The organism is Bacteroides sp. D22 (genome assembly GCF_000163675.1).
In the GTDB taxonomy this organism is placed as follows: domain Bacteria; phylum Bacteroidota; class Bacteroidia; order Bacteroidales; family Bacteroidaceae; genus Bacteroides; species Bacteroides xylanisolvens.
On sequence record NZ_GG774813.1, the window covers coordinates 94348 to 117239 of the forward strand.

The window sequence follows — 22892 nt, forward strand, 5'->3', positions numbered from 1 at the left end:
TTTTAGTTAATCGGATGCGTAAACCAGAAACAAGAACCTTTCCCCGGTTCTGATTCCACTCCGATTTTGCCGCCTAACTGTGTGACGATACTTTGACAGATAGGGAGTCCCAGCCCTGTGCCGGCAATAAAATTATTCAATTTCACGAATCGGGTAAAGATAGCTTCCTGCTTTTCCGGTTCGATGCCCATTCCCGTATCTTGAACCGAGAATCTGACTTCATTTCCGTTGATTCGGTAATCAATAACAATACTGCCCTCGGAAGTAAATTTCAGAGCATTCGTTACAAAATTCAGCAATACCTGATACAACCTGTTTTTGTCGCTGGTAAAAGTAAGCTCGGGCAGTTCCGGTGCTAAGAGAATCTCTACTTGCTCTGTAGCCCTTACCTGCATAGATTGTAGCAGTTCGTTGCAAAGTTGTTGTGCATCCACTTGTTCTGGGATAATGTCGAAAGTCCCTGCCTCAATCTTTGACAAGTCAAGAATATCCGAGATCAGTTGTAACAAGAGCTTGTTGTTTTCTTCAATAATCGTTGCATACAGATGTTTTTCTTCTGCATCCTCCGCTTCCTCAAGCAAACTGGAAAAGCCTACTATCGCATTGAGCGGGGTACGTATCTCATGACTCATATTCGCAAGAAAAGCAGATTTTAGCCGGTCGGCTTCTTCAGCTTTCTCTTTGGCGCCAATCAGCATCCGCTCTGTCTCTTTCAGTTCGGTAATATCAAAGTTGATACACAGCATTTCGATGATATTGTCCTGGGGCTGGTAATTCCTTACTAATACGTTAACCCGTGTCCAAGTGTAATTTTCATCTGCTCTGCGAATCCGGACATCGCGGGATAGCTTGGAACTTTCTCCTTTTATCACTTTATCCAGGAAGTCGATCATCACAGCTCGATCTTCTGGATGGAAATGGGAATGAATGCCGATGATTTCCGGCAATGGGGTACCCTCTTCTTCACCTACATTCCTGTACCAGCTTCTCAAAGCATACCCATCCCGACTCAAAGCATCGAAGTGCGCGTAACCTACTTTGGCATAATCTCCTACCAGGTCGAAAAAACTCTCGAATTCCTGAATCTTATTATAAGCAATTGTATCTTCGGTCTTGTCTACATTAATTAAGAGGTAGTTGATAGGTTCGTGATTGTGATCGTATAGAGTGGTGACTTTGGTTGTTAAGTCAATGAAACCGGTTGTACTGTTAGGCTGATAATATTTGTTGATTTTGGAAAAGTCATACCGGAATGTAAAATCTGCGTTCTCATTGTCTTTTATTTTCTGTTTTATCTCTTCCGGCAATATAGGATTCTCGAAAATGTTGACTCCCAAAATATCTTCTTTATTGGAAATACGGAACATTTCCATATCTTTTTTATTCAGGTCGACCATTTGACCGTCCTTATCATATAATTCGATGCCTACCGGAAGATTCTTATATATATTATGAAGGATCCGCTCGCTATTTTGTAGAGCCTGGTGTGCAGATGCTATATGAATTCCCTCTTGGGTTTCGGCAATTCCATATACTTTGGTGTTACCATTTTCGTCTGTTTCCTGGAAGCATGCCTTGCTACGAATCCATACATGACCTTTGGGAGTATCAAACAAGTATATTTCTTCTACAGTCTGTTGTACTTTGTCAAAAGATGGAAAAGTTGCGTATCCCTGATCTTCTTTTAGAATACGCTTGTTGAAATCTTCGAAACTGATGAGCCCGTCTTCTCCTATTCCGAGTAGTTGGGAGATAAGTTCCGAACACTTGTAAGTCTCTGCTTTCAAGTCAGCTTCCCACCATCCTATATTCGCTTTGTTCATAAGCTTTTGTAGGAATTCGCTTTCGTTTTGTTCGTTTATTTTCAAGGTATGTCTGTATTATCAGGTAGTTAGACAATAATTTGCTCGTAAAAATAATCATTTTTGTTGAATTCCACCTTAAAAAAGTAAAAGATAGTATGATTGTATCACAAGGAAAGTATGTATTACAAAGAAAATGGGCATATATGAGCAGAGTATCAATAAATTATCTTCGTGTAAAAAAAGTAATCGAAGCATTCTGTACGCGTAAAGATAAAGCGAAGATTAAATCAATGTCCAGATGAATGGAAACGGCTGGATATAGTTGTGAATCGTATCTTTCTGGAGAGAAACATAGTGTCAAAATATTAAGAGTCAGACGATGGGAATAGAATATGTCTATAACAACAAATGTATTTATATGAATTATAATCTTTTTTAATAAATAGAGTGTTTTTTGCTCCAATTGGTTATCTTTGCGCTCTATGAAACGCAAAAAGTAACTATAAATACATGAATAATAGTCAAAATGCTATAACTGTTATATACAGGGAACATTGGCAAAAACTCTATATTCATGCATATAATCTGCTGAATGATGAGGAAAGCGCAAAAGATGTGGTGAACGATGTCTTTTGTTCGGTGCTTGAGAGCAACGAACGGTTGACAACGGAAGAGGATCTGCTGCCGTTATTCTTCGTCATGGTGCGAAATCGTTGTATTGACCAAATACGTCATCAGAACGTGGTGCATAAAAATGCGGAAAGATATCTGGAAGAACTTTACAGTGGCTGGACTGTGAAAGAATACCGTGAGTATGAAGACAAGATAAACCGGATGCAGGAGAGTATTCGCCAGATGGCTCCACAAATGCGAACCGTAGTGGAAGAATTCTTCTTAAATGAAAAGAAATGTGCGGAAATCAGTGAAAAGTTACGTATTAGTGATAATACCGTTAGAACGCACATTGCCAGAGCTTTAAAGATACTCCGAAAACAATTAACCATCTTTTTTTAAAAAAATCCTATCGGGGTGTCATCAGTTTCAGTAACCTTTACGTGTTTAATGAAACTATTGACACTATGATAGACCATTCAGATAAAAAATTAGATTATGCACTTCGTGCCATACAACATCCACAATTAAGAGAAACTGATGAATTTCTTCAGTGGATAGGTATACCTGAAAATAAAGAACTTTTCTTGGAATTAATGGCTTGTAAGGAAGCTGTGATACGTGAGAATCTGCAACGGAAACGCAAGTACAGAAAGAAAATGCGTATCTTGGCAATTGCTTCTTCTGCTGCAGCTGTCTTGATACTGGCTTTTCTGATTCCTTCTTTGCTTCCTTCCACTTCTTTACCTGCAGAACAGCCGATACGTTTTTTTGCTGCGAACAACAATGATGAACATGTGGTCCTACAAATGGATGGTCGTAGTGAACAGCAGTTATTGACAGACAGTGTGATGGATGTGAAAGACTGGAAAACTGTCTCGGCAGACACTGTATGCTGTCAGACTTTGACTACACCACGTGGAAAAGATTTTCTGCTGGTACTGGCTGATGGGACTAAGGTATGGCTCAATGCTGAAAGTCGTTTGCGCTACCCTGTGGCATTTCATGGAAAAGAACGACGTGTGGAACTAGAAGGGGAGGCTTGCTTTGAAGTGGCAAAAGATGCCGAACATCCGTTTATTGTATGTGCTAATGGCATGAATACCATGGTGCTGGGAACTAAATTCAACGTGCGTTCCTATAGTGTTGAAGATCGTCATGTAACTTTGGTGAATGGTAAGGTGCAGGTCACAAACACAGTTAACAATAAGTCGGTAACATTACGTCCGGGACAGGATTTGACCTATACGGAAACCGGAGAGGAAAAAGTATCAGAAGTGAATATCGCTACATATACAGCTTGGACAGAGGGAATGTTCTACTTTGAGGATGTGCCGTTGGAAGAAATCATGGGTGCTTTGGGAAGATGGTATAATGTGAATATCGATTTTGAGCGGTGCGAACTGTACCATATCAGGTTGAACTTCTGGGCTAATAAAAATACCCATTTGGATGAAGCATTGGAACTGTTGAATAAGTTGGAGAAAGTGCAGGTGGACTATCAGGACGGGACCATTACAATCAAGCAGATTTAACTATACAAATACAACTCTTATGAAAAAGCAACAAATTACATTATTAGAAAAAAGAACTAAAAAAAAGCTTGTGTGGATGAGAACTGCCTTTCTATTGCTGGTGTTTACAGCAACAGCCTTGCAAGGATGGGCGCAGAATGCAGAAAACAGGCAGATTTCTTTAGAGATGAAAAACGAACCGCTCGGTTCGGCCTTGAAACAGTTCAGCAATGTATCTGGTTATAAGGTGAATTTTCCCAGTGAAGACGTTGCACCCTATCGTGTAACTGTGAGTATATATCAGATGGCTCCTTTTGCAGCACTTCAGAAGATTCTGGAAGGAAAGCCTTTTGAGTATGATGTGAAACAAAATTTCATCACTGTCCGTAAAGTGAAAGCTACCTCGACAACTGCTTCAGGTAAGTTCAGAAATGTTGGGGGACAGGTAGTGGATGAGGGTGGTAATCCTTTGCCGGGAGCAAATATCAAAGTGCTCAATAGTCCTTTTGGTGCTATTGCAGATGCAGAGGGAAACTTTATTTGTAAAGTTCCGGTGGATGTACATACATTGGAAGTGTCTTTCGTCGGTATGCAGTCGGAAAAGGTTTCTGTTAAAGACCGTAACAATGTCCGGGTGATAATGCATGAGGACAAGCAACAATTGGGGGATGTTGTGGTGACGGGCTATCAGCGTATTAGCCGTGAACGTTCTACTGCAGCTTTCGGTTTCGTTGATTCCGAACAACTGAACAGACAAATGCACAGTGACCTGGCCTCATCTCTGGAAGGGCAGATAGCAGGTTTGCGTATGAATATTAATCCGAATACGGGTGATATGAGTCCTATTCTTCGTGGAGTAGGTACGTTCTCGGATGACGTAGGAACAAATCCGCTGATCGTTGTGGACGATATGCCAACCAATTTAAGCTTGAGCGAGACAAATCCTTATAATGTGGAAAGTATCACAGTCTTGAAAGATGCTGCCGCTGCTAGTATTTATGGTGCTTTGGCAGCCAATGGTGTTATTGTAGTGACCACGAAACAAGCTCAGAAAGAAGGTGCGCACGTGAGTATTAATGCAGACTGGTTTATCACTACCAAACCAAGTTTCAAGAGCTTGAACTTAGCTTCAACAAGTGATATTATTGATTATCAAACAGCTGTTTTTGATGCTAATGTAGCGGAAAAAGGAAGTGCGGCGAATTTTTTATCTTCTTTTCAGTACAATTATTATAATCCCTTGTTCCAACTCTATCTGGATCAGGCCAATGGAGATATTACCAGTAGTGAAGTAAATGCTACGTTGGGACAATGGCGTAATAATGATTATTATAAGGAATATCGTGATAATGCTTGGCGTACGGCTATAACCCAGCGCTATAATGTAACTGTATCACAGAAAGCCGGAAATAGCAATCATTTCCTTTCTTTCAATTATGAAAAGGATAGTCAGCGCGTTATTAGCGGTAAAAGCAATAAAATTTCTTTGTACTATAAATCGAATTATGCGGTCACAAACTGGTTGAATCTGAATGCCGGAGTGGACGTACGTATGGGACGTAGTCATACTCCGAATAGCAGTTATACCAGCTATACCCTGCAACAACGATATGAGCGGATATTGGATGCCGACGGTAACCATTATACTTCTCCTTATGTGAATGTAGGTGCATATCCTTCCTATAATGGGAGTGTTGTAAGAAAAGCTGAAGGTGTCTCACCTTATAGAACGTTTGGTTTCAATGTACTTGATGCATTGGAGGAAAGCATAACAAAGTCACATGATGTTAGTATTCGTCCGTTTGTAAGTTTACAGGTTCGTTTCCTGAAAATGTTCAAATACAACTTCATGTATCAATATGAATGGAATAAAGGTAAGAGTGAACTATTTGAGTCGGAAAATACTTATGCAATGCGTATGCTACATAACAGTATGGTTGATACAAATGGAAAAGCACAATTGCCGCAAGGGGGACGTTTTTCTCAGACAGAAGTTGAAAGTAAGCGTTACACGGTACGAAACCAAATAGACTTTGATAAAACTTGGAAGGACCATGCAGTAACTGCCATTGCCGGTCTGGAATTTCGTGAAAATAAGATTCCGACACCTGCCCGCCAATTGTTGTATGGCTACGATCCGCAAACATTAACTTCTGATTTTATGAATTGGCAAGCCTATCGTGACGGTGTAGGAACCAGTGCTCTTTCTGACAGAACGATTACTTTATCGGGGCTGTCTGCTACTTTGCACGAGTCACGCCATCGTTATGCGTCTTTTTATGCAAATGCAGGATACTCTTATCTGTCACGTTATAATCTTTCCGGAAGTATTCGTTGGGATCAAGCCGATTTGTTCGGGCTCGATATACGTAATCAGCGCCATCCTTTGTGGTCAGTCGGTGCGTCTTGGATTCTGTCGGAAGAATCATTCATGAAAGAGATTTCCTGGCTGGATTACCTTAAACTACGTATGACGTACGGTATTAACGGTAATGTAGATCAAGCTTCGACTACCTATTTTGTTGTAAAGAAAAAAACACAGAGCAATCCCATCAAAACGACTTATCTGACTTACGAGGATGATGATCTGCCGAATCCGAAGCTTCGCTGGGAGAAAACGGCTACTTACAATATAGGATTAGATTTCCGTCTTTTCAAGAATCTGATAAGTGGTACTCTGGAGTATTATAATCGTCACTCATCTGATTTGTTGGTACGCCGATATATGGATCCGACTTTAGGAGCTGGCTCACGTGTAGTAAATAATGGTGAGATGCGTAATCGTGGTGTAGAGCTTTCCCTTTCAGCCAATATCATACGTAAGAAAGACTGGAACTTCGCTGTAGATTTTAACTTTGACCATAATAAGAACAAAATGTTGAAGGTGGATCATAGTGAATCCGACAATGCGAGCCTCTTTATAAAGAGTCCGCTGAACTATTTTATGGAAGGTACTAGTTATAATACGTTATGGGCTTACCGTATACATCGTATCGAGAATGGATATCCGGTAGCAGTGGATAAAGATGGAAATGATCTGGTGAAATTTAATGAAGACGGCACGGTAGCCAGTATCACTTCTGGTTCTTCGCTCAAAGGTACTGATGACTTGGTGAACCTTGGTTCGCTGACTCCGAAATTCAGCGGGTCAGTGGGGTTAAGATTCAACTATAAGAATTTTGATTTGAATGCATTCTTTGTGTATGCTGGTGGTAATAAGCTGCGTAACAGTGTATTAAAAATGGATGACCAGTTAGGTACTCAAACCTTGAAAGGAATTGCCAACCGTTGGACTGCGGATGATTCGAATGCACAGGTACGTATGTACCTCGATATACCGGCACAGGTGAAAACTTATGCCAGCACTTTCCAAGATTGGTGGCAATACGGTGACATCAATGTGAAAGATGCAGGTTATGTAAAATTGCGTAGCTTGAGTGTAGGGTATAACTTACCGTTTACGGTTTGCCAACACCTCCGCCTCTCTTCTCTGAAAGTGAAAGTGCAGGTAAATAATCTGTTTACCTGGTGTAAGGCAGGAAGTGATATTGATCCGGAAAGCTATGGAATGAATGACGGTACACGTGGCATCGCTTCTCCCAAGACTTACTCCATCGGATTATCAACAAGTTTCTAACCATTTAAAAGATATAAGATATGCGTAAATTACTTTATATATTGCCAGTTATTCTCATATTGGGTTTTGCAGCCTGTGAAAACTATGTGGATATTACTCCTACAGGCAAGAAAACGGTGGATTCTACTGATACTTATTATGAATTGATAGCCCTGCCCAACCGGGCCTACCATCCGGCAGCTTTTGCCTTGTTGAGCGATAATGTCTGGTCGAAAGAATCGAATATCATAGGTAATGAATTTATTTCATGGGATGGTATTAACATGACTTTTAATGAGGCAGCTAACCGGAAAGAGCTAAGTGATAACAATTTATATGAAAATTGTTATACATATATCCTACGGTCAAATATCGTAATTTCATTGGTTGATGCTAGTCTGGGTGATAAAGATGTTAAGGAATTGGCAAAAGCGGAAGCAAAGATCATGCGTGCCTGGGATCACTTTATTCTGATAAATACATTTGCGAAAGCATATAATCCGGAAACTGCAGCCACTGACGGTGGAGTTGCTATCATTGATAAATATGATTTGGAGGCTACTCCAACCAAATCTACGGTTGCTCAAGTATACGATTTTATTATTAAGGATATAGAAGAAGCGCTTCCTTATTTACAGGAAGAGCCGGTGAATGTATATCATCCGTCAAAAGCTTTTGGATATGCGTTGGCTGCCCGTGTTTATCTGTTCCATCGAGATTGGAAAAAAGCGAAAGAAGCTGCCGAAGAATCATTGAAGTTGAATAATACCCTGATTGATTATATTGATTTGGGAGCTAAAGGAGGTCCGACTAAGGTTACTACTTATGCCAAAGGCGGTAACCCGGAAGTGCTGAACTATGCTTATATGGGTGGTCCTACTGAAGTTTTGGCCTTTTGTTATGGTATGCTTAGCCCGGAGATGGTACAACTTTTCGGGCAGAATGATGAACGTTTGAACCAATTCTTTAAAACGAGTGACAACAGTATATACTACTTTGACGAAGGTTCAGGAGCTGCTTTGTGGAATACTTCGATTACTTATTCTAAGTTTCAGCCTATGTCTGTGGGAATGCGTACTGCCGAAGTTTACCTGATTCTGGCAGAAGCGAAAGCACGGCTGAAAGATATACCGGGAGCTGTCCAAACATTGAATCAGTTGCGTGAAAAACGAATCAAGAGAGCCGAAGCTGTATTGCCGGAACCTGCTACCGAACGTGCGATGGTGCAGGCAGTCATTGATGAGCGCCGTAAGGAGTTAATCTCCGGATTTAGTCGCTTCTGGGATTTGAAACGATACAATACGGAAGCTGATTACGCAAAGACAATCACCCGTACTTTCCCGCTGGTATCTACGGATGTCGAGAAAAAGACATATACGTTGAAGCCGGATTCACGGTTGTATATCATTCCATTCCCGTTGGCTGCCCGTGAAAAAAATCCGAACCTGACAATGAACACTAACGAATAAAAAAAATAAAGAGAAAACTATGCGAAAGATTTTGATGATGGCTGTGTTGGCGTTCCTGTCCTTGCAAGGTGTGGGAGCTCGTACCAGTGGTATATCTCTTCTGGAAAGTGGAAAGAAGAAACTGGTAGCACAGGAAGATACGGTCAAGAAAGACACTGTTAAGAAAGTAACGGCTTATGAAAAACTGTTGAAAGATGGAGGAAGTGAATGTGAGGGTATGTTTACGGTACGCCACATCAAAGATAACTGGTATTTTGAAGTGCCGGATACTCTTTTAGGACGGTTGTTGTTGGCTGTGACCCGGTTTAAAGCAGTGCCACAGGGTTTCAAAATGCTTAGCGGAGAAGAGGTGAACCGGAGTGTTGTTTATTGGGAACAGCATGATGATAAGACTCTCTTTTTACGCGAATATGTGCAATCACAGTTTGCCCGTCCGGGTGATAACATTGCCGAGGCATTGAAACAATCGACTGTAGATCCTGTAATCTATAAATTTGATGTAATCGGTAGAAATCCGGAGACTCAGGCACAGCTCATTGATGTATCAAAACTCTTTTTAGGTGATAATAAATTGTGTGGCTTTACCTCAAGCGACCGTTCCATTCTTGGCATTGGTACTTTAGCCCAGGACCGCACATTTATGGATACGATAAAAACCTATCCTATCAACGTGGAGGCAGTGACTTTGCGTACTTATAGTATTAGTGCTGGTAGACTACCGGCTGCACAGACTGGTTCGGTGACTGTGAAACTGAATACAAGCATCGTGATGTTACCCAAAGAACCGATGCAGCCACGGTTTGCCGATGACCGGGTGGGATTTTTCCAAAACTCGTTGACCGAATTTTCGGACGACCAGCAGACTACCGATCGTGGAGCCATCATCCAGCGCTATCGGTTGGAACCGAAAGATCCGGAACGTTACCGTCGGGGACAACTCTCCGAACCGAAAAATCCCATTATCTACTACATTGATCCGGCAACACCGAAGAAGTGGATACCTTATCTTAAAGCAGGTGTCGAAGACTGGAATACAGCATTTGAAGCTGCCGGATTCAAGAACGCTATAATAGCTAAAGAATGGCCGAACGATCCCAATATGAGTTTGGACGATGCGCGTTATAGTGTGATACGTTATCTACCCTCCGAAACGGAGAATGCTTACGGTCCGCGTATTGTCGATCCGCGTAGTGGAGAAATTATGGAAAGTCATATTTGTTGGTATCACAACGTAATGAACTTACTCAAAAAGTGGTATATGGTGCAGTGCGGGCCACTGGATAAGCGCGCACGCACGATGACTTTTGACGACAAATTAATGGGCAGTCTGATTCAGTTTGTCTCTTCACATGAAGTGGGGCATAGTATCGGCTTACGGCACAATATGGCAGCCAGTTCGGCTACTCCGGTAGAGAAACTGCGTGATAAAGCTTGGGTAGAAGCCAATGGTCATACGGTATCGATCATGGATTATGCGCGGTTTAATTATGTAGCCCAACCGGAAGATCGGATTTCCGAAAAAGGATTGTTCCCTCGTATCGGTGTTTATGACAAATGGGCTATCCAATGGGGATATCGCTATCGTCCGGAATTTAAGGATCCTTATAAAGAAAAAGACGTATTACGTGCCGAAGTAACCAAAAAACTGCGGGGAGATCATCGCTTGTGGTTTGTTGGTGATGAAGGAAAGGGATTTGATCCCCGTAGCCAGAGTGAGGACTTGGGCGACAATAATATGAAAGCCAATGAATACGGTATAAAGAACCTGAAAAGAGTGATGGAAAACATACTGACCTGGACAGCACAGCCTGACGGAGAGTACACTGACTTAACCACCATTTATAATTCGGTTCGTGCCCAACATCTGAAGTATACCCTGCAAGTGCAGAAGAACATAGGAGGACGCTATACCAATAATTTGCCGGATCTCAAAGTGCATGATTATCTGCCACGCAGTTTGCAGAAAGAAGCTGTTGAATGGTTGGGACGCAATTTGTTTGTAGCTCCACTCTGGCTCTACCCTGATGAAGTGGTGAGTCGTACCGGAGTCAAACCGGTGGATGAGATTCGTGACCGCCAAAGCTCTGTTGTAGCTTTGCTACTTGCACCGGGAATGTTGTATAATATTTACTCAACCTCATTGTGTTCTTCGGAATCGTATGCACTCGATGATTATTTGAACGATGTATTTACTGCAATATGGAAACCGTTGAATGATCCCAATGAACTGGAGAATAATTTCCGCCGTCAGTTGCACCGGACTTATCTGGGGTTTGTCGAAGGAATGATTAAACCTAGTAGCAAAGATGGTGCCAATGCAAATCTGGCAATCAGCCGTTCTGATATTCAGCTTTTTGTAGAACAGCATTTAGATAAGATTGAAGAGTCAGTAAAAGAGCAACTTGCTGCTTCTAAGGAGGGAGATCTCAATTACCGGCATTATGCAGTATTGCTGCGCAACGTTCAGAAAATAAAAGAAGGATATTATGGAAAAGATGCTGATACGCGGTCTTCTGATAAATAGCTTTGAGGAAAACGAAGAATAGAAAAAAATAGAAAAGTAGAACAGATTTTCTTGTATATATAAACTCTCTCTTTTTACTTTTACAGACTTACTCTTCTCTAATGATAACCTTGCTTTGATGAATCATCATCCATAATGCAAGCTTAGAATTAGAGGAGGGTATTTTTTTATATCCCTGATTACTGCATCCCGCTTCTTTGTAGAAAGAATCATTATTTCTGGGTATTGACAACTATTTATTTTCTAGTGAACTTTGTGAAGAAACAATCTGTTGTATATATAAAAAGAAGAAAGGAGAATTTTAGAAATGAAAAAGATAGTATTACTTCGTCACGGAGAGAGTGCATGGAATAAAGAAAATCGTTTTACGGGCTGGACAGATGTAGATCTGACAGAAAAGGGAGTTGCCGAAGCTGAAAAAGCCGGAGAGACATTGAAAGAATATGGTTTCAATTTTGATAAGGCTTATACTTCCTATTTGAAGCGTGCGGTGAAAACCTTGAACTGTGTTCTCGATAAGATGAATCTGGACTGGATACCTGTAGAGAAAAGCTGGCGCTTGAATGAAAAGCATTATGGTGAATTGCAGGGATTGAATAAAGCCGAGACTGCCGAGAAATATGGAGAAGAACAAGTGCTAGTGTGGCGTCGTAGCTATGATATAGCTCCCCATCCTCTTTCAGAAAGTGATTTGAGAAATCCCCGTTTTGATTACCGTTATCATGAAGTACCCGATGCGGAGTTGCCTCGTACTGAATCGTTGAAAGATACCATTGAACGTATTATGCCTTATTGGGAAAGTGATATATTTCCTAGTCTGAAAACAGCTCATACGCTGTTGGTGGTCGCTCATGGCAATAGTTTGAGAGGCATCATCAAGCATCTAAAAAACATCTCCGATGAAGATATTGTCAAGCTGAATCTACCTACGGCTGTGCCTTACGTATTTGAGTTTGATGAAAACCTGAACGTTGCTAATGACTATTTCCTGGGAAACCCGGAAGAGATCAAAAAACTGATGGAAGCAGTAGCCAATCAGGGAAAGAAAAAATAGAAAAGTTACACATTAAAAAAAGAAGTTATGAGTAAAGTAGTAGAATTATTAAGAGATAAGGCCTGTTATTACCTGGACCACACTTGCGAAACCATTGATAAATCATTGATTCATGTTCCGTCTCCCGATACAATAGATAAAATCTGGATTGATTCGGACCGGAGCATCAGAGTATTGAACAGTCTGCAAACGTTGTTGGGACATGGCCGCCTGGCAAATACCGGTTATGTGTCTATACTTCCTGTCGATCAGGACATCGAACATACTGCCGGAGCATCGTTTGCCCCCAATCCGATCTATTTCGATCCGGAAAATATCGTAAAACTGGCTATTGAAGGAGGCTGTAATGGAGTAGCTTCTACCTTTGGGATTCTTGGATCCGTAGCACGTAAATATGCCCATAAAATACCTTTTATCGTTAAGTTGAATCACAATGAATTACTTTCTTATCCTAACAGTTTCGACCAAGTATTGTTTGGTACCGTTAAAGAAGCCTGGAATATGGGAGCAGTAGCGGTAGGCGCCACTATCTATTTCGGTTCGGAACAGAGTCGCCGTCAGCTCGTGGAGATAGCCGAAGCTTTTGAATATGCTCACGAACTGGGGATGGCAACCATTCTTTGGTGTTACCTGCGCAATAATGATTTCAAGAAAGGTGCTGTCGATTATCATGCTGCCGCCGACCTGACAGGACAGGCCGACCGTTTGGGAGTGACTATCAAAGCTGATATTGTGAAACAGAAACTTCCGACTAATAATGGTGGCTTCAAAGCTATCGGTTTCGGAAAGATCGACGAGCGTATGTATACCGAACTTGCTTCCGAACATCCGATTGACCTTTGCCGCTACCAGGTAGCCAACGGCTATATGGGACGCGTTGGTTTGATTAACTCCGGTGGAGAATCTCACGGTTCTTCCGATTTGCGTGATGCCGTCATTACAGCTGTAGTCAACAAACGTGCAGGAGGTATGGGATTGATTAGCGGACGTAAAGCGTTCCAGAAACCAATGAACGAAGGGGTGGAATTATTGAATACTATTCAGGATGTATATCTTGATTCGTCAATAACGATTGCATAATCAGAGATGAATGGAAATAAATTATTATCTTTGACTATTAGATCGTTAACCATTAAAAATTAAGAGTATGAAATTTTTTATTGACACAGCTAATTTGGAGCAAATTCAGGAGGCTTATGACCTCGGAGTACTTGACGGAGTGACTACCAACCCTTCGCTGATGGCGAAAGAAGGTATCAAAGGAACGCAGAATCAGCGTGAACATTATATCAAGATATGTAAGATTGTCAACGGAGATGTCAGTGCCGAAGTGATAGCAACCGATTATGAAGGAATGATTCGTGAAGGTGAAGAACTTGCCGCGCTCAATCCGCATATTGTAGTAAAAGTCCCCTGTATTGCCGATGGCATTAAAGCGATCAAACATTTCACGGAAAAGGGAATCCGTACTAACTGTACATTAGTCTTTTCAGTAGGACAGGCATTACTGGCAGCTAAAGCCGGAGCTACCTATGTTTCGCCTTTTGTCGGTCGTCTGGACGATATTTGTGAAGATGGAGTAGGGCTTGTGGGAGATATTGTACGTATGTATCGTACCTATGATTACAAGACACAAGTGCTCGCTGCTTCTATCCGCAATACGAAACATATTATCGAATGTGTGGAAGTGGGAGCGGACGTTGCTACTTGTCCGTTGAGTGCTATCAAGGGTTTATTGAATCATCCGTTGACGGATTCGGGATTGAAGAAGTTTCTGGAAGACTATAAGAAAGTCAATGGTTAAGTAAGTAATGAAACTTGCAGTATATTAAAATTTTCAGGCACGGATTATTTGCTCAGGTCTTAGAATTCCGTGCCTAAAGAATATTTGTTTTTTCGGGTAGCTGCTCATTACTCTTTTTTCCGTTCCTGTTTTCTCTTCTCCTTATATTGAGTTGGCGTTTCTCCTGTATATTGTTTGAAAGCCGTACTGAAATAGCGTGAAGTAGTGAAGCCGACCTTCTCGGCAATTTCCGTGAACGACATGTCCGTACTGGTGATTAATGTGATCGCTTTCTCCATCCGGAATTTATTAATGTAATCATTGGCTCCCATATCGGTCAGAGCTTTTAGCTTATTGTAAAGGGAAGCCCGGCTCATACCTATCTCCTTACAGATAAAAGTGACGTCCAGATTGCTGCTATCCAGATGTTCCTGAATAATTTTATTCAGTTTCAGCAGAAATGTTTCATCTGCCTGGCTGAAAGTGCTCTCTTCCGGCGCAGGGACTAATCCTGTATTCAAATATCTTTTCTTGATAGATTCGCGGTTTTTCAATCGGTTGCGAATGATTTCCATTAGCATTTCTATCTCAAAGGGCTTAGTCAGATAAGCGTCCGCCCCATTCTTGTAGCCACTCAACTGACTTTGTTTATCATTTCTTGCTGTCAGCAGAATGATAGGAATGTGACTGATCGTAATATCTTCCTTTATATTTTTGCAAAGTTCATATCCATTCATTCTCGGCATCATCACGTCACTGACGATAATATCCGGAGCATGATTTCTGGTCAGTTGAAGGGCTTCCACACCATCGGAAGCAATCACTACCCGTTTGAAATATTCTCCCAGTGACTTTTTCAGAAAATCCGTCAAATCCGGATTGTCATCCACCACTAGAATACTGTAAGGACTCGTATCGAACGTATTTTCCTCCGGTAACTGTTCTTTGCTATCATCGTTCATCAATTCGTTCAGATATGCCTTCGGCTGACAGACGATCTCTTCCGATTGTTGTCTTAAGGGCAGTTCAAAGAAGAATGTCGCACCGGCATCCTGATTATCTTGTGCACCAATGGAACCTCCGTGTAGTTCTACCAGAATCTTGGAATAAGACAGTCCGATCCCTGTGCCGCTCTGCTCTCCTGTACCCTGATAGAAACGGGTGAAGAGTTTCTGTGTATTTACTTGTTTCAATCCGTTTCCCCGGTCAATGATGGAGATACGTACGCTATTTCTTTCGGAAAGCAACTCCGACATAATTGTTATTTCTGCATCCTGCGGACTGTGTTTCAAGGCATTGATAAGCAGATTACTTAGAATAATCTCACACTTATCTTTATCAAAACTTACAGTATCGATATGTGGATCAAGCTGATAACGGATATGGACGTTCTTTGCTTCCCCTTCGCTGATAAAATCTTGGGATACATGTTCAATCCATTGATTGAGAGCATACGGTTGTATCTGCAATTTGCTTTCTCCAACCTCCATCTTGCGTACATCGAGTACCATATTAATAAGGTTTTTCATTCGCTGCGCTTGACGGTAGATCGCTTTTATTGGCAAATACTGTGTATCTTCGGTAGAAAGGGATTTCAACATCCGGTTAAGTGGTGCGTATATTAACGTTAAAGGTGTACGCAACTCATGACTGATATTAATAAGGAAGCGTACCTTTTCTTCATAGACCTGTTGTTCATGTTCTTTCATTGCCCACTTTAACTTCTCTTCTTTACGTTTCCATGCTCTTCGGAAAGCTTCGATAATAGCGGCAGCAATAAAAACGGCGCAACAAAGAATAAACCACCATGTCCGATACCAGGGAGGAAGGATGGTCAATTCCAGTACTTCCTGACTGGGAATCCAATTGCCATCCTTGGCGGTACAGGACGCCATGATTTTATAACTTCCCGGAGGAAGTGAACGTATGGCCAGTTCGGGATTGTATGATTCGATTTGCTGGTCATTCAGCCCCTCTATTTGGTATCTGTACACTTTCTGTCGAAAAATATCTTTCTCTTTCGACATGATTCGAATAGTGATATTACTATTCCAGGGAGCAGAAATCCCTGCTGGATGATTCGTTAATTCGTTATTTACTGACTCTCCATTAATGATGACATCTGATAATTGGAGTTGGGGAAGTTCGGAAGTGGTTAATGGTATTTTGCTGTTAATATGCAGTAACCCTTTCACTCCACCCATGTAGATGTCTCCCCGCATACTTAATAGACGAGGTTTGGAAAGATATTCGTTTTGGATTACACCGTCTGATTCACCGAATAGAACGAATTTTTTCTCTTTGATGAGCCAGGCGAAAAGCATACTGTCGGCTCCTATCCATACTTTTCCTTGCTGGTCGCATGCAATCAATGTGATTTCACTAAATAGAGAGGTCGGGATCGGTGTCTGTATTTGGGTGGCAGGATTGTAGTGTACCAATCCGTAGTTGTTTCCAATCCAGAAATTTCCCTCTTCGTCTCGTGCAACAGAGTTGATCGTTGTATCTTTCCAACATCTGTACAGGGCTTTCAGTCGGTTGGTATGGTTGTCCAGTTCATATATGTGCTTCGTATCATTTAGATAAGTGATATTCTTATAATTGTCGATCGGTAAGAGAGCACCGATAATTTCCTGCTCTTCTTGTTCTATAACGGTACTGAAAGTGCGTGTATTCAAATCATATATATAGATATGTTCTCCAAGGAACAGAATATTGTGATGAGTGTTCCGAAGTAGATTTACAGCCTTGCCTCGATTGCACAAGAGTGCTGTCGTTTTAGCGTCAACAATGGTGAAAGGCTGTTTTTCTCCTGTTGCCGGGTTGAAAATAAATACTCCCTGTGAGAAAAGAGAAATTAATAATTTGCCGGGAGTAAACTGGCAGATAGAGGCTACTTTGTCTTCCCAGGTGGAAGGGTAATGGATAAATTTCTCTGTGAGTGGGTTAAAGCTGTTGATGCCTCCTCCGTCTGTACCGACCCAAATTTGGTCTTGGGATTCTTGGAAAAGACTTAGAACGGTATTGTTGCTTAGTCCGCGGTCGTTGCCGGGAGGTACATCTGTATACGTTTTCATGGAAACTTCCCGGATGCTGATTAGTCCGTTACGGATGCTACCTGCCCACATATTATTGTTGCAGTCGTTGTACAGACATAAAATAGAGTTAGCGGGGAGTGAGTAGTTGTCACTTCCGGGCATATGCTCCAACAGCGAAAAACGTCTTGTTTCCGGGTCGAGAATATTAATGCCTCCTCCGTCTGTTCCAATCCAGATTTCTCCTTCCCGTTCGGCGAGACTTAGTATGACATTGTTGCTTAAAGAGGAGTTGTGGGTAGTATATGTAGCCAGTAGTTTACCGTCGCGTGTCAGACAGTTCAGCCCTCCATTGTAGGGAGCTACCCAGATTCTTTCTTGTGAGTCTATGAGTACATTCATGATTTCTTTTCCGCAATCGAAAGGAGGACGTCGGCATTTTCCGGTATTCAGGTCGAGCAGGAGTAGTCCTTGCCACCGGCTGCAACAGAGTAATGTGTGTTTATCCCATAGATTTAGTAGAGTCACATTATAATTGGGTTCTAAGTCAAATGTTTGTAGGAGGCGTAAAGAGGTATCCTGATAATTATAGAAAAAGATTTTATTTTTCGAACCGAATAACACTCCGTTATCAGTCAGGCAGGCGGAATAGGCGATGATATTATTTCCTGTCTCATCAGTCGGTATAAAAAAGTCATCGCTTTGCCTCTGATAACGTGTCACTCCTTTGTCTGTCAGAATCCAGATATTGTTTTGTTCGTCTTCTATCATCTGGTAGATTAAATTGTGAGGAATGGAATGAGGGTTATTTGCCTGATGAATATATTTTTTAAGTTCGTGTCCGTCATATCTCCCTAATCCGGAACGGGTTCCTATCCATACAAATCCTTGTTTGTCCGTTAAAATACATCTCACGGTAGAGGGAAGACCATCTTTTAGGGAGATTTGCTTATAGTAATAATGACCGGCTTGAAGAGTGGAAACGCCGATAAACAGTGTGATAAATGCAATGCATAGTAGTAAAAAGGTTTTTGTTCTCATGAGATCAGGTCAGTTAAACTGAAACAAAGATAGTGTATTCGGATGAATATTAGTTAAATCCCCTCTCTTATTTTTTAGTTTTTATGCTTATCTTTGCTCGAAAATATACGACTATGATTACCGAAGAACTACAGAAACTTTATCAGTCATATACGGGCGTTCCCGCTGAAAACATAACAGAATTACCGTCTTCCGGTTCCAACCGCCGTTATTTTCGGCTGACGGGTATAGAAACATTGATTGGAGTCTACGGGGCTTCTATTGATGAGAATGAGGCATTTCTTTATATGGCAGGACACTTCCGCAAATGTGGACTGCCTGTTCCCGAAGTGCGCATTGCCTCGGAAGATAAAACCTATTATTTGCAGGAAGATTTGGGCGATACTCTGTTGTTCCATGCCATAGAGAAAGGACGTGCTACCAGTGTCTTTTCCGAAGAGGAAAAAGAGTTGCTTCGCAAAACGATTCGTCTGCTTCCTGCTATTCAATTTGCCGGGGCGGATGGATTTGATTTTTCCCGCTGTTATCCTCAACCGGAGTTCAACCAACGCTCTATTCTGTGGGATTTGAATTACTTCAAATATTGCTTCCTGAAAGCTACCGGCATGGAGTTTCAGGAAGACAAACTGGAAGATGATTTCCAAAAAATGAGCGATGTCTTGCTCCGCAGTTCTTCCGCTACTTTCATGTATCGTGATTTTCAAAGCCGTAATGTGATGATAAAAGACGGGGAACCGTGGTTTATCGACTTTCAGGGCGGACGCAAAGGCCCGTTCTATTATGACATAGCCTCTTTCCTGTGGCAGGCGAAAGCGAAATATCCCGATAGCCTCCGTAAAGAACTGCTGCAAGAATATATGGAAGCTCTTCGCAAATACCAACCGATTGACGAATCCTATTTTTATAGCCAGCTTCGCCACTTTGTCCTTTTCCGTACGCTGCAAGTGCTGGGGGCCTACGGTTTCCGTGGTTACTTTGAAAAAAAACCGCATTTTATCCAAAGCGTTCCTTATGCCATCGAAAACCTGCGTGAATTGTTAAAAGAAGAATATCCGGAATATCCGTATCTCTGTAACGTTTTGCGGGAGCTTACCGGACTGAAACAATTTACGGACGACCTGAAAAAGCGGCAGCTAACCGTCAAAGTAATGAGCTTTGCCTATAAGAAAGGAATTCCTGATGACTCTACCGGCAATGGAGGAGGTTATGTATTCGACTGCCGCGCCGTGAATAATCCTGGCAAGTATGAGCGTTACAAACCTTTCACCGGACTGGATGAACCTGTAATCACTTTTTTGGAAGAAGATGGTGAAATACTCCGTTTCCTCGATCATGTCTATGCTTTGGTAGATGCCTCCGTGAAACGTTATATGGAACGCGGATTCAGCAATTTGTCCGTCTGCTTCGGTTGCACCGGCGGACAGCATCGTTCTGTTTATTCTGCCCAGCACCTGGCAGAGCACCTGAATCAGAAGTTTGGTGTGAAAGTCGAACTGGTGCATCGGGAACAGAACATTGAACATACGTTTGAGGCAACAATCTAAGAAGAGTAAATATAAAGAAGAAAGTGACCGAAAGAATGAAAGCAATGATATTTGCAGCCGGTTTGGGTAGCCGGCTGAAGCCACTCACCGATACCATGCCGAAGGCTTTGGTTCCCATAGCCGGACGTCCGATGTTGGAACATGTGATCTTAAAACTGAAAGCTGCCGGATTCACAGAAATAGTGATTAACATCCACCATTTTGGCGAACAGATACTTGACTTCCTGAAAGCCAATGAGAATTTTGGACTCATCATACATATTTCCGACGAACGCGACCTGTTGCTCGACACCGGTGGGGGAGTTAAGAAAGCTCGTTCTTTCTTTGAAAACTCTGATGAACCTTTCCTGATACACAATGTAGATATTCTTTCGGACGTGAATTTGAAAGATTTATATGACTACCATCTACAAAGCGGTGCTGTTGCCACTTTGCTGGCCAGCCAACGTAAAACCTCCCGCTATCTTCTTTTTGATACAGGCAAGAGACTTTGCGGATGGATAAACAAGGACACGGGACAAGTGAAACCGGAAGGTTTTCAGTATGATCCTTCTCTTTATCGGGAATATGCATTCAGTGGTATCCATGTACTTTCGCCCGCCATTTTTCAATGGATGACCTCTCCCCGTTGGGAGGGTAAATTCTCTATTATGGATTTCTATCTTGCCACTTGCCGGCAAGTAAACTATGGTGGTTATTTGAAAGAAAAGTTACACCTGATTGATATAGGCAAACCGGAAACATTAGCGAAAGCAACAGACTTCTTATACCAAAATGCGAAATAAAGATACTGAAAGAGGCTAAAAAGCCTCTTTCTTGCTATGTAACAAAATATTTAAGTAACTTTGCTTGGATAAACAATCAATATTGTAATACTATACAAATTTTGCTGCATGGAACAGACTTTGGAAAATGGGATAGCTGACAACTTATTGCACAACATCTTTAATGACCTGTCTGTAGGCTTGGAGTTGTATGATAAGGACGGTCTCATGATAGATGTCAATTATTCGCGGTTGAGATCAATGGGGATAAAAGACAAGAAGGATATTCTGGGCTATAATCTATTTAATTACACTAGTTTCTCTGATGAAATCAAAGAACAGGTCAGAAAAGGAGAAACAGTGCGTTTCATGGCAAAATATAATTTTGATGACGTGCGTCATCTTTTTCCTACTAATCTGTCCGGTATAAAATTCTTCGAGATTACTGTTTCTTTCGTACATAATGAAAAGTCGGAAATTACGAATTATATGGTGATTAGTCAGGATGTCACCGAACGTGTTCTGTGGCAAAACAAATATGATAATCTTTACGAAGAAGCGGTGCGCTCAAAAAAAGAACTCCTTGAGAGCGAACAAAGAATGATCCAATTGATTCGTCAGAATGAGTTGGTATTGAACAATATTAATTCGGGATTGGCATATATTGCGAACGATTATATCGTACAATGGGAGAATATCTCGCTTTGTAGTAAAAGCCTTTCTTATGAGGCTTACAAAAAAGGGGAGCTTTGCTATCTGACGGCCCATAATCGCACCACTCCTTGTGAGAACTGTGTGATACAACGTGCCCGGAGATCCGGTCAGGTAGAGTCTATCTTGTTTAATCTGGATAACAAGCATGTCATAGAAGTTTTTGCTACTCCCATATTTAATGAACAGGGAGATGTTGACGGTGTCGTGATTCGCGTAGATGATGTTACCGAGCGACAGCACATGATAGGTGAACTTGAAACGGCAAGAAGTCGTGCTGAACAATCCGATAAGTTGAAATCCGCCTTTCTGGCAAATATGAGCCACGAAATCCGTACACCGTTAAATGCTATCGTTGGTTTTTCCGATTTATTGATGGTGACGGAAGATCAAGAAGAAAAAGAAGAATTTATTCAGATTATCAATGCCAACAATGAGTTGCTTTTGAAACTGATTAACGACATACTGGATCTTTCGAAAATAGAAGCCGGCTCGGTAGAACTGAAATACGAAGATTTTGATTTGGCTGTTTATTTCAACGAATTAGCTGCTTCGATGCATCGTCGTGTAGTAAATCCGCAGGTTCGGTTAGTTCCCGTGAATCCTTATGAAACCTGTACCGTTCGTTTGGATAAAAACCGGTTAGCGCAGATTCTCACTAACTTTGTAACTAATGCTATCAAATATACCTCCAAAGGAACTATTGAAATGGGGTATGAAAAGATAGACGGAGATATTCGTCTTTACGTTCGCGATACAGGTATTGGTATACCGGAAGATAAAAAAGACAAGGTATTCCATCGTTTTGAGAAACTGGATGAATTTGCACAGGGAACCGGACTGGGACTGTCTATTTGTAAAGCCATCGTTGAGGCTTGCAGGGGAGAGATAGGCTTTGAGTCGGAATTTGATAAAGGGTCTTTATTTTGGGCGGTTTTGCCATGCCAGTTCGATTCGGTTGACAGCGAGCCGACTTCTTCACGTCGGAATAATGAGAAGGATGCAGATAATGAAAACGTTCTTGACTCCGAAGAAACAAAGAAAGTACCTAAAAGAGTGCTGGTCGTTGAAGATATTCAAAGTAACTTCTTTTTGGTATCTTCTATCTTGAAAAACAAATGCCAGTTGTTACACGCACCGAATGGACTGGAGGCAGTTGAGATTGTCCGTACCCAACCGGTGGATTTGGTACTGATGGATATGAAGATGCCTGTTATGGACGGACGTACTGCAACCTCGGAGATCCGGAAGTTCAATGCTGAAATTCCAATTATCGCCCTGACTGCTCATGCCTTTGATGCTGACCGGGTAGCTGCGTTGAAAGCCGGTTGTGATGATTATCTGGTGAAGCCGATCAATGGCGCGAAGTTGATGCAGACTCTGAAAGAGTATGGTTGTTGAAAGGATGGGATTAGAAATG

At 41.6% G+C, this 22892-nt stretch carries 13 protein-coding genes; 11 read left to right on the forward strand and 2 right to left on the reverse strand.

What is annotated here, in order from left to right:
* Positions 1-2 precede the first annotated feature (2 nt).
* The gene (locus tag HMPREF0106_RS07640; protein ID WP_083787922.1) at positions 3-1823 is read right to left on the reverse strand and encodes a PAS domain-containing sensor histidine kinase; all 1821 of its coding nucleotides are present in this window, start codon (positions 1821-1823) and stop codon (positions 3-5) included.
* A 492-nt stretch (positions 1824-2315) separates the two neighbouring features.
* Between HMPREF0106_RS07640 and HMPREF0106_RS07635 the strand changes: the two genes are divergently transcribed.
* From HMPREF0106_RS07635 to fsa, 8 genes are all read left to right on the forward strand, one after another.
* Positions 2316-2819, forward strand: coding sequence for an RNA polymerase sigma factor (locus tag HMPREF0106_RS07635; RefSeq protein ID WP_004300832.1), 504 nt, complete (start codon positions 2316-2318; stop codon positions 2817-2819).
* A gap of 65 nt (positions 2820-2884) precedes the next feature.
* Positions 2885-3952 carry a FecR family protein gene (locus HMPREF0106_RS07630; protein ID WP_009040543.1) on the forward strand — a complete coding sequence of 356 codons (1068 nt, stop codon included), beginning with the start codon at positions 2885-2887 and terminating at the stop codon, positions 3950-3952.
* A gap of 19 nt (positions 3953-3971) precedes the next feature.
* The gene (locus HMPREF0106_RS07625; protein ID WP_009040544.1) at positions 3972-7568 is read left to right on the forward strand and encodes a SusC/RagA family TonB-linked outer membrane protein; all 3597 of its coding nucleotides are present in this window, start codon (positions 3972-3974) and stop codon (positions 7566-7568) included.
* Between the two features lie 20 nt (positions 7569-7588).
* Positions 7589-9016, forward strand: a complete 1428-nt coding sequence (locus HMPREF0106_RS07620) for a RagB/SusD family nutrient uptake outer membrane protein (RefSeq protein WP_009040545.1) — start codon at positions 7589-7591, stop codon at positions 9014-9016.
* A gap of 19 nt (positions 9017-9035) precedes the next feature.
* Positions 9036-11540, forward strand: coding sequence for a zinc-dependent metalloprotease (locus HMPREF0106_RS07615; protein WP_032851520.1), 2505 nt, complete (start codon positions 9036-9038; stop codon positions 11538-11540).
* A gap of 307 nt (positions 11541-11847) precedes the next feature.
* Complete coding sequence (gene gpmA, locus HMPREF0106_RS07610; RefSeq protein WP_004300826.1) at positions 11848-12594, forward strand: 2,3-diphosphoglycerate-dependent phosphoglycerate mutase; 747 nt, start codon at positions 11848-11850, stop codon at positions 12592-12594.
* 27 nt (positions 12595-12621) lie between these two features.
* On the forward strand, positions 12622-13674 hold the full coding sequence (locus HMPREF0106_RS07605; RefSeq protein WP_004300825.1) for a class I fructose-bisphosphate aldolase: 1053 nt from the start codon (positions 12622-12624) through the stop codon (positions 13672-13674).
* Between the two features lie 67 nt (positions 13675-13741).
* Positions 13742-14398 carry a fructose-6-phosphate aldolase gene (fsa, locus tag HMPREF0106_RS07600; protein ID WP_004300824.1) on the forward strand — a complete coding sequence of 219 codons (657 nt, stop codon included), beginning with the start codon at positions 13742-13744 and terminating at the stop codon, positions 14396-14398.
* Between the two features lie 107 nt (positions 14399-14505).
* Here fsa and HMPREF0106_RS07595 read toward each other — a convergent pair whose 3' ends face one another.
* Positions 14506-18453 (reverse strand): response regulator, encoded by a 3948-nt coding sequence (locus HMPREF0106_RS07595; RefSeq protein ID WP_009040547.1) that lies wholly within the window; start codon positions 18451-18453, stop codon positions 14506-14508.
* Between the two features lie 113 nt (positions 18454-18566).
* Here HMPREF0106_RS07595 and HMPREF0106_RS07590 point away from each other — a divergent pair, with 113 nt between their 5' ends.
* The 3 genes from HMPREF0106_RS07590 to HMPREF0106_RS07580 all read left to right on the forward strand — a co-directional run bounded on the left by HMPREF0106_RS07590 (position 18567) and on the right by HMPREF0106_RS07580 (position 22873).
* On the forward strand, positions 18567-19997 hold the full coding sequence (locus tag HMPREF0106_RS07590) for a phosphotransferase (RefSeq protein WP_008026060.1): 1431 nt from the start codon (positions 18567-18569) through the stop codon (positions 19995-19997).
* 35 nt (positions 19998-20032) lie between these two features.
* Positions 20033-20782: a nucleotidyltransferase family protein gene (locus HMPREF0106_RS07585; RefSeq protein ID WP_008645811.1), complete on the forward strand. Its 750-nt coding sequence runs from the start codon at positions 20033-20035 to the stop codon at positions 20780-20782.
* A 108-nt stretch (positions 20783-20890) separates the two neighbouring features.
* On the forward strand, positions 20891-22873 hold the full coding sequence (locus HMPREF0106_RS07580) for a response regulator (protein ID WP_009040550.1): 1983 nt from the start codon (positions 20891-20893) through the stop codon (positions 22871-22873).
* Positions 22874-22892: the final 19 nt, after the last annotated feature.

Bases quoted from the DNA above. Each gene is read 5' to 3' on its own strand.
- HMPREF0106_RS07640 (WP_083787922.1), bottom strand. From the start codon at position 1,823: ATGAACAAAGCGAATATAGGATGGTGGGAAGCTGACTTGAAAGCAGAG.
- HMPREF0106_RS07635 (WP_004300832.1), top strand. From the start codon at position 2,316: ATGAATAATAGTCAAAATGCTATAACTGTTATATACAGGGAACATTGG.
- HMPREF0106_RS07630 (WP_009040543.1), top strand. From the start codon at position 2,885: ATGATAGACCATTCAGATAAAAAATTAGATTATGCACTTCGTGCCATA.
- HMPREF0106_RS07625 (WP_009040544.1), top strand. From the start codon at position 3,972: ATGAAAAAGCAACAAATTACATTATTAGAAAAAAGAACTAAAAAAAAG.
- HMPREF0106_RS07620 (WP_009040545.1), top strand. From the start codon at position 7,589: ATGCGTAAATTACTTTATATATTGCCAGTTATTCTCATATTGGGTTTT.
- HMPREF0106_RS07615 (WP_032851520.1), top strand. From the start codon at position 9,036: ATGCGAAAGATTTTGATGATGGCTGTGTTGGCGTTCCTGTCCTTGCAA.
- gpmA (WP_004300826.1), top strand. From the start codon at position 11,848: ATGAAAAAGATAGTATTACTTCGTCACGGAGAGAGTGCATGGAATAAA.
- HMPREF0106_RS07605 (WP_004300825.1), top strand. From the start codon at position 12,622: ATGAGTAAAGTAGTAGAATTATTAAGAGATAAGGCCTGTTATTACCTG.
- fsa (WP_004300824.1), top strand. From the start codon at position 13,742: ATGAAATTTTTTATTGACACAGCTAATTTGGAGCAAATTCAGGAGGCT.
- HMPREF0106_RS07595 (WP_009040547.1), bottom strand. From the start codon at position 18,453: ATGAGAACAAAAACCTTTTTACTACTATGCATTGCATTTATCACACTG.
- HMPREF0106_RS07590 (WP_008026060.1), top strand. From the start codon at position 18,567: ATGATTACCGAAGAACTACAGAAACTTTATCAGTCATATACGGGCGTT.
- HMPREF0106_RS07585 (WP_008645811.1), top strand. From the start codon at position 20,033: ATGAAAGCAATGATATTTGCAGCCGGTTTGGGTAGCCGGCTGAAGCCA.
- HMPREF0106_RS07580 (WP_009040550.1), top strand. From the start codon at position 20,891: ATGGAACAGACTTTGGAAAATGGGATAGCTGACAACTTATTGCACAAC.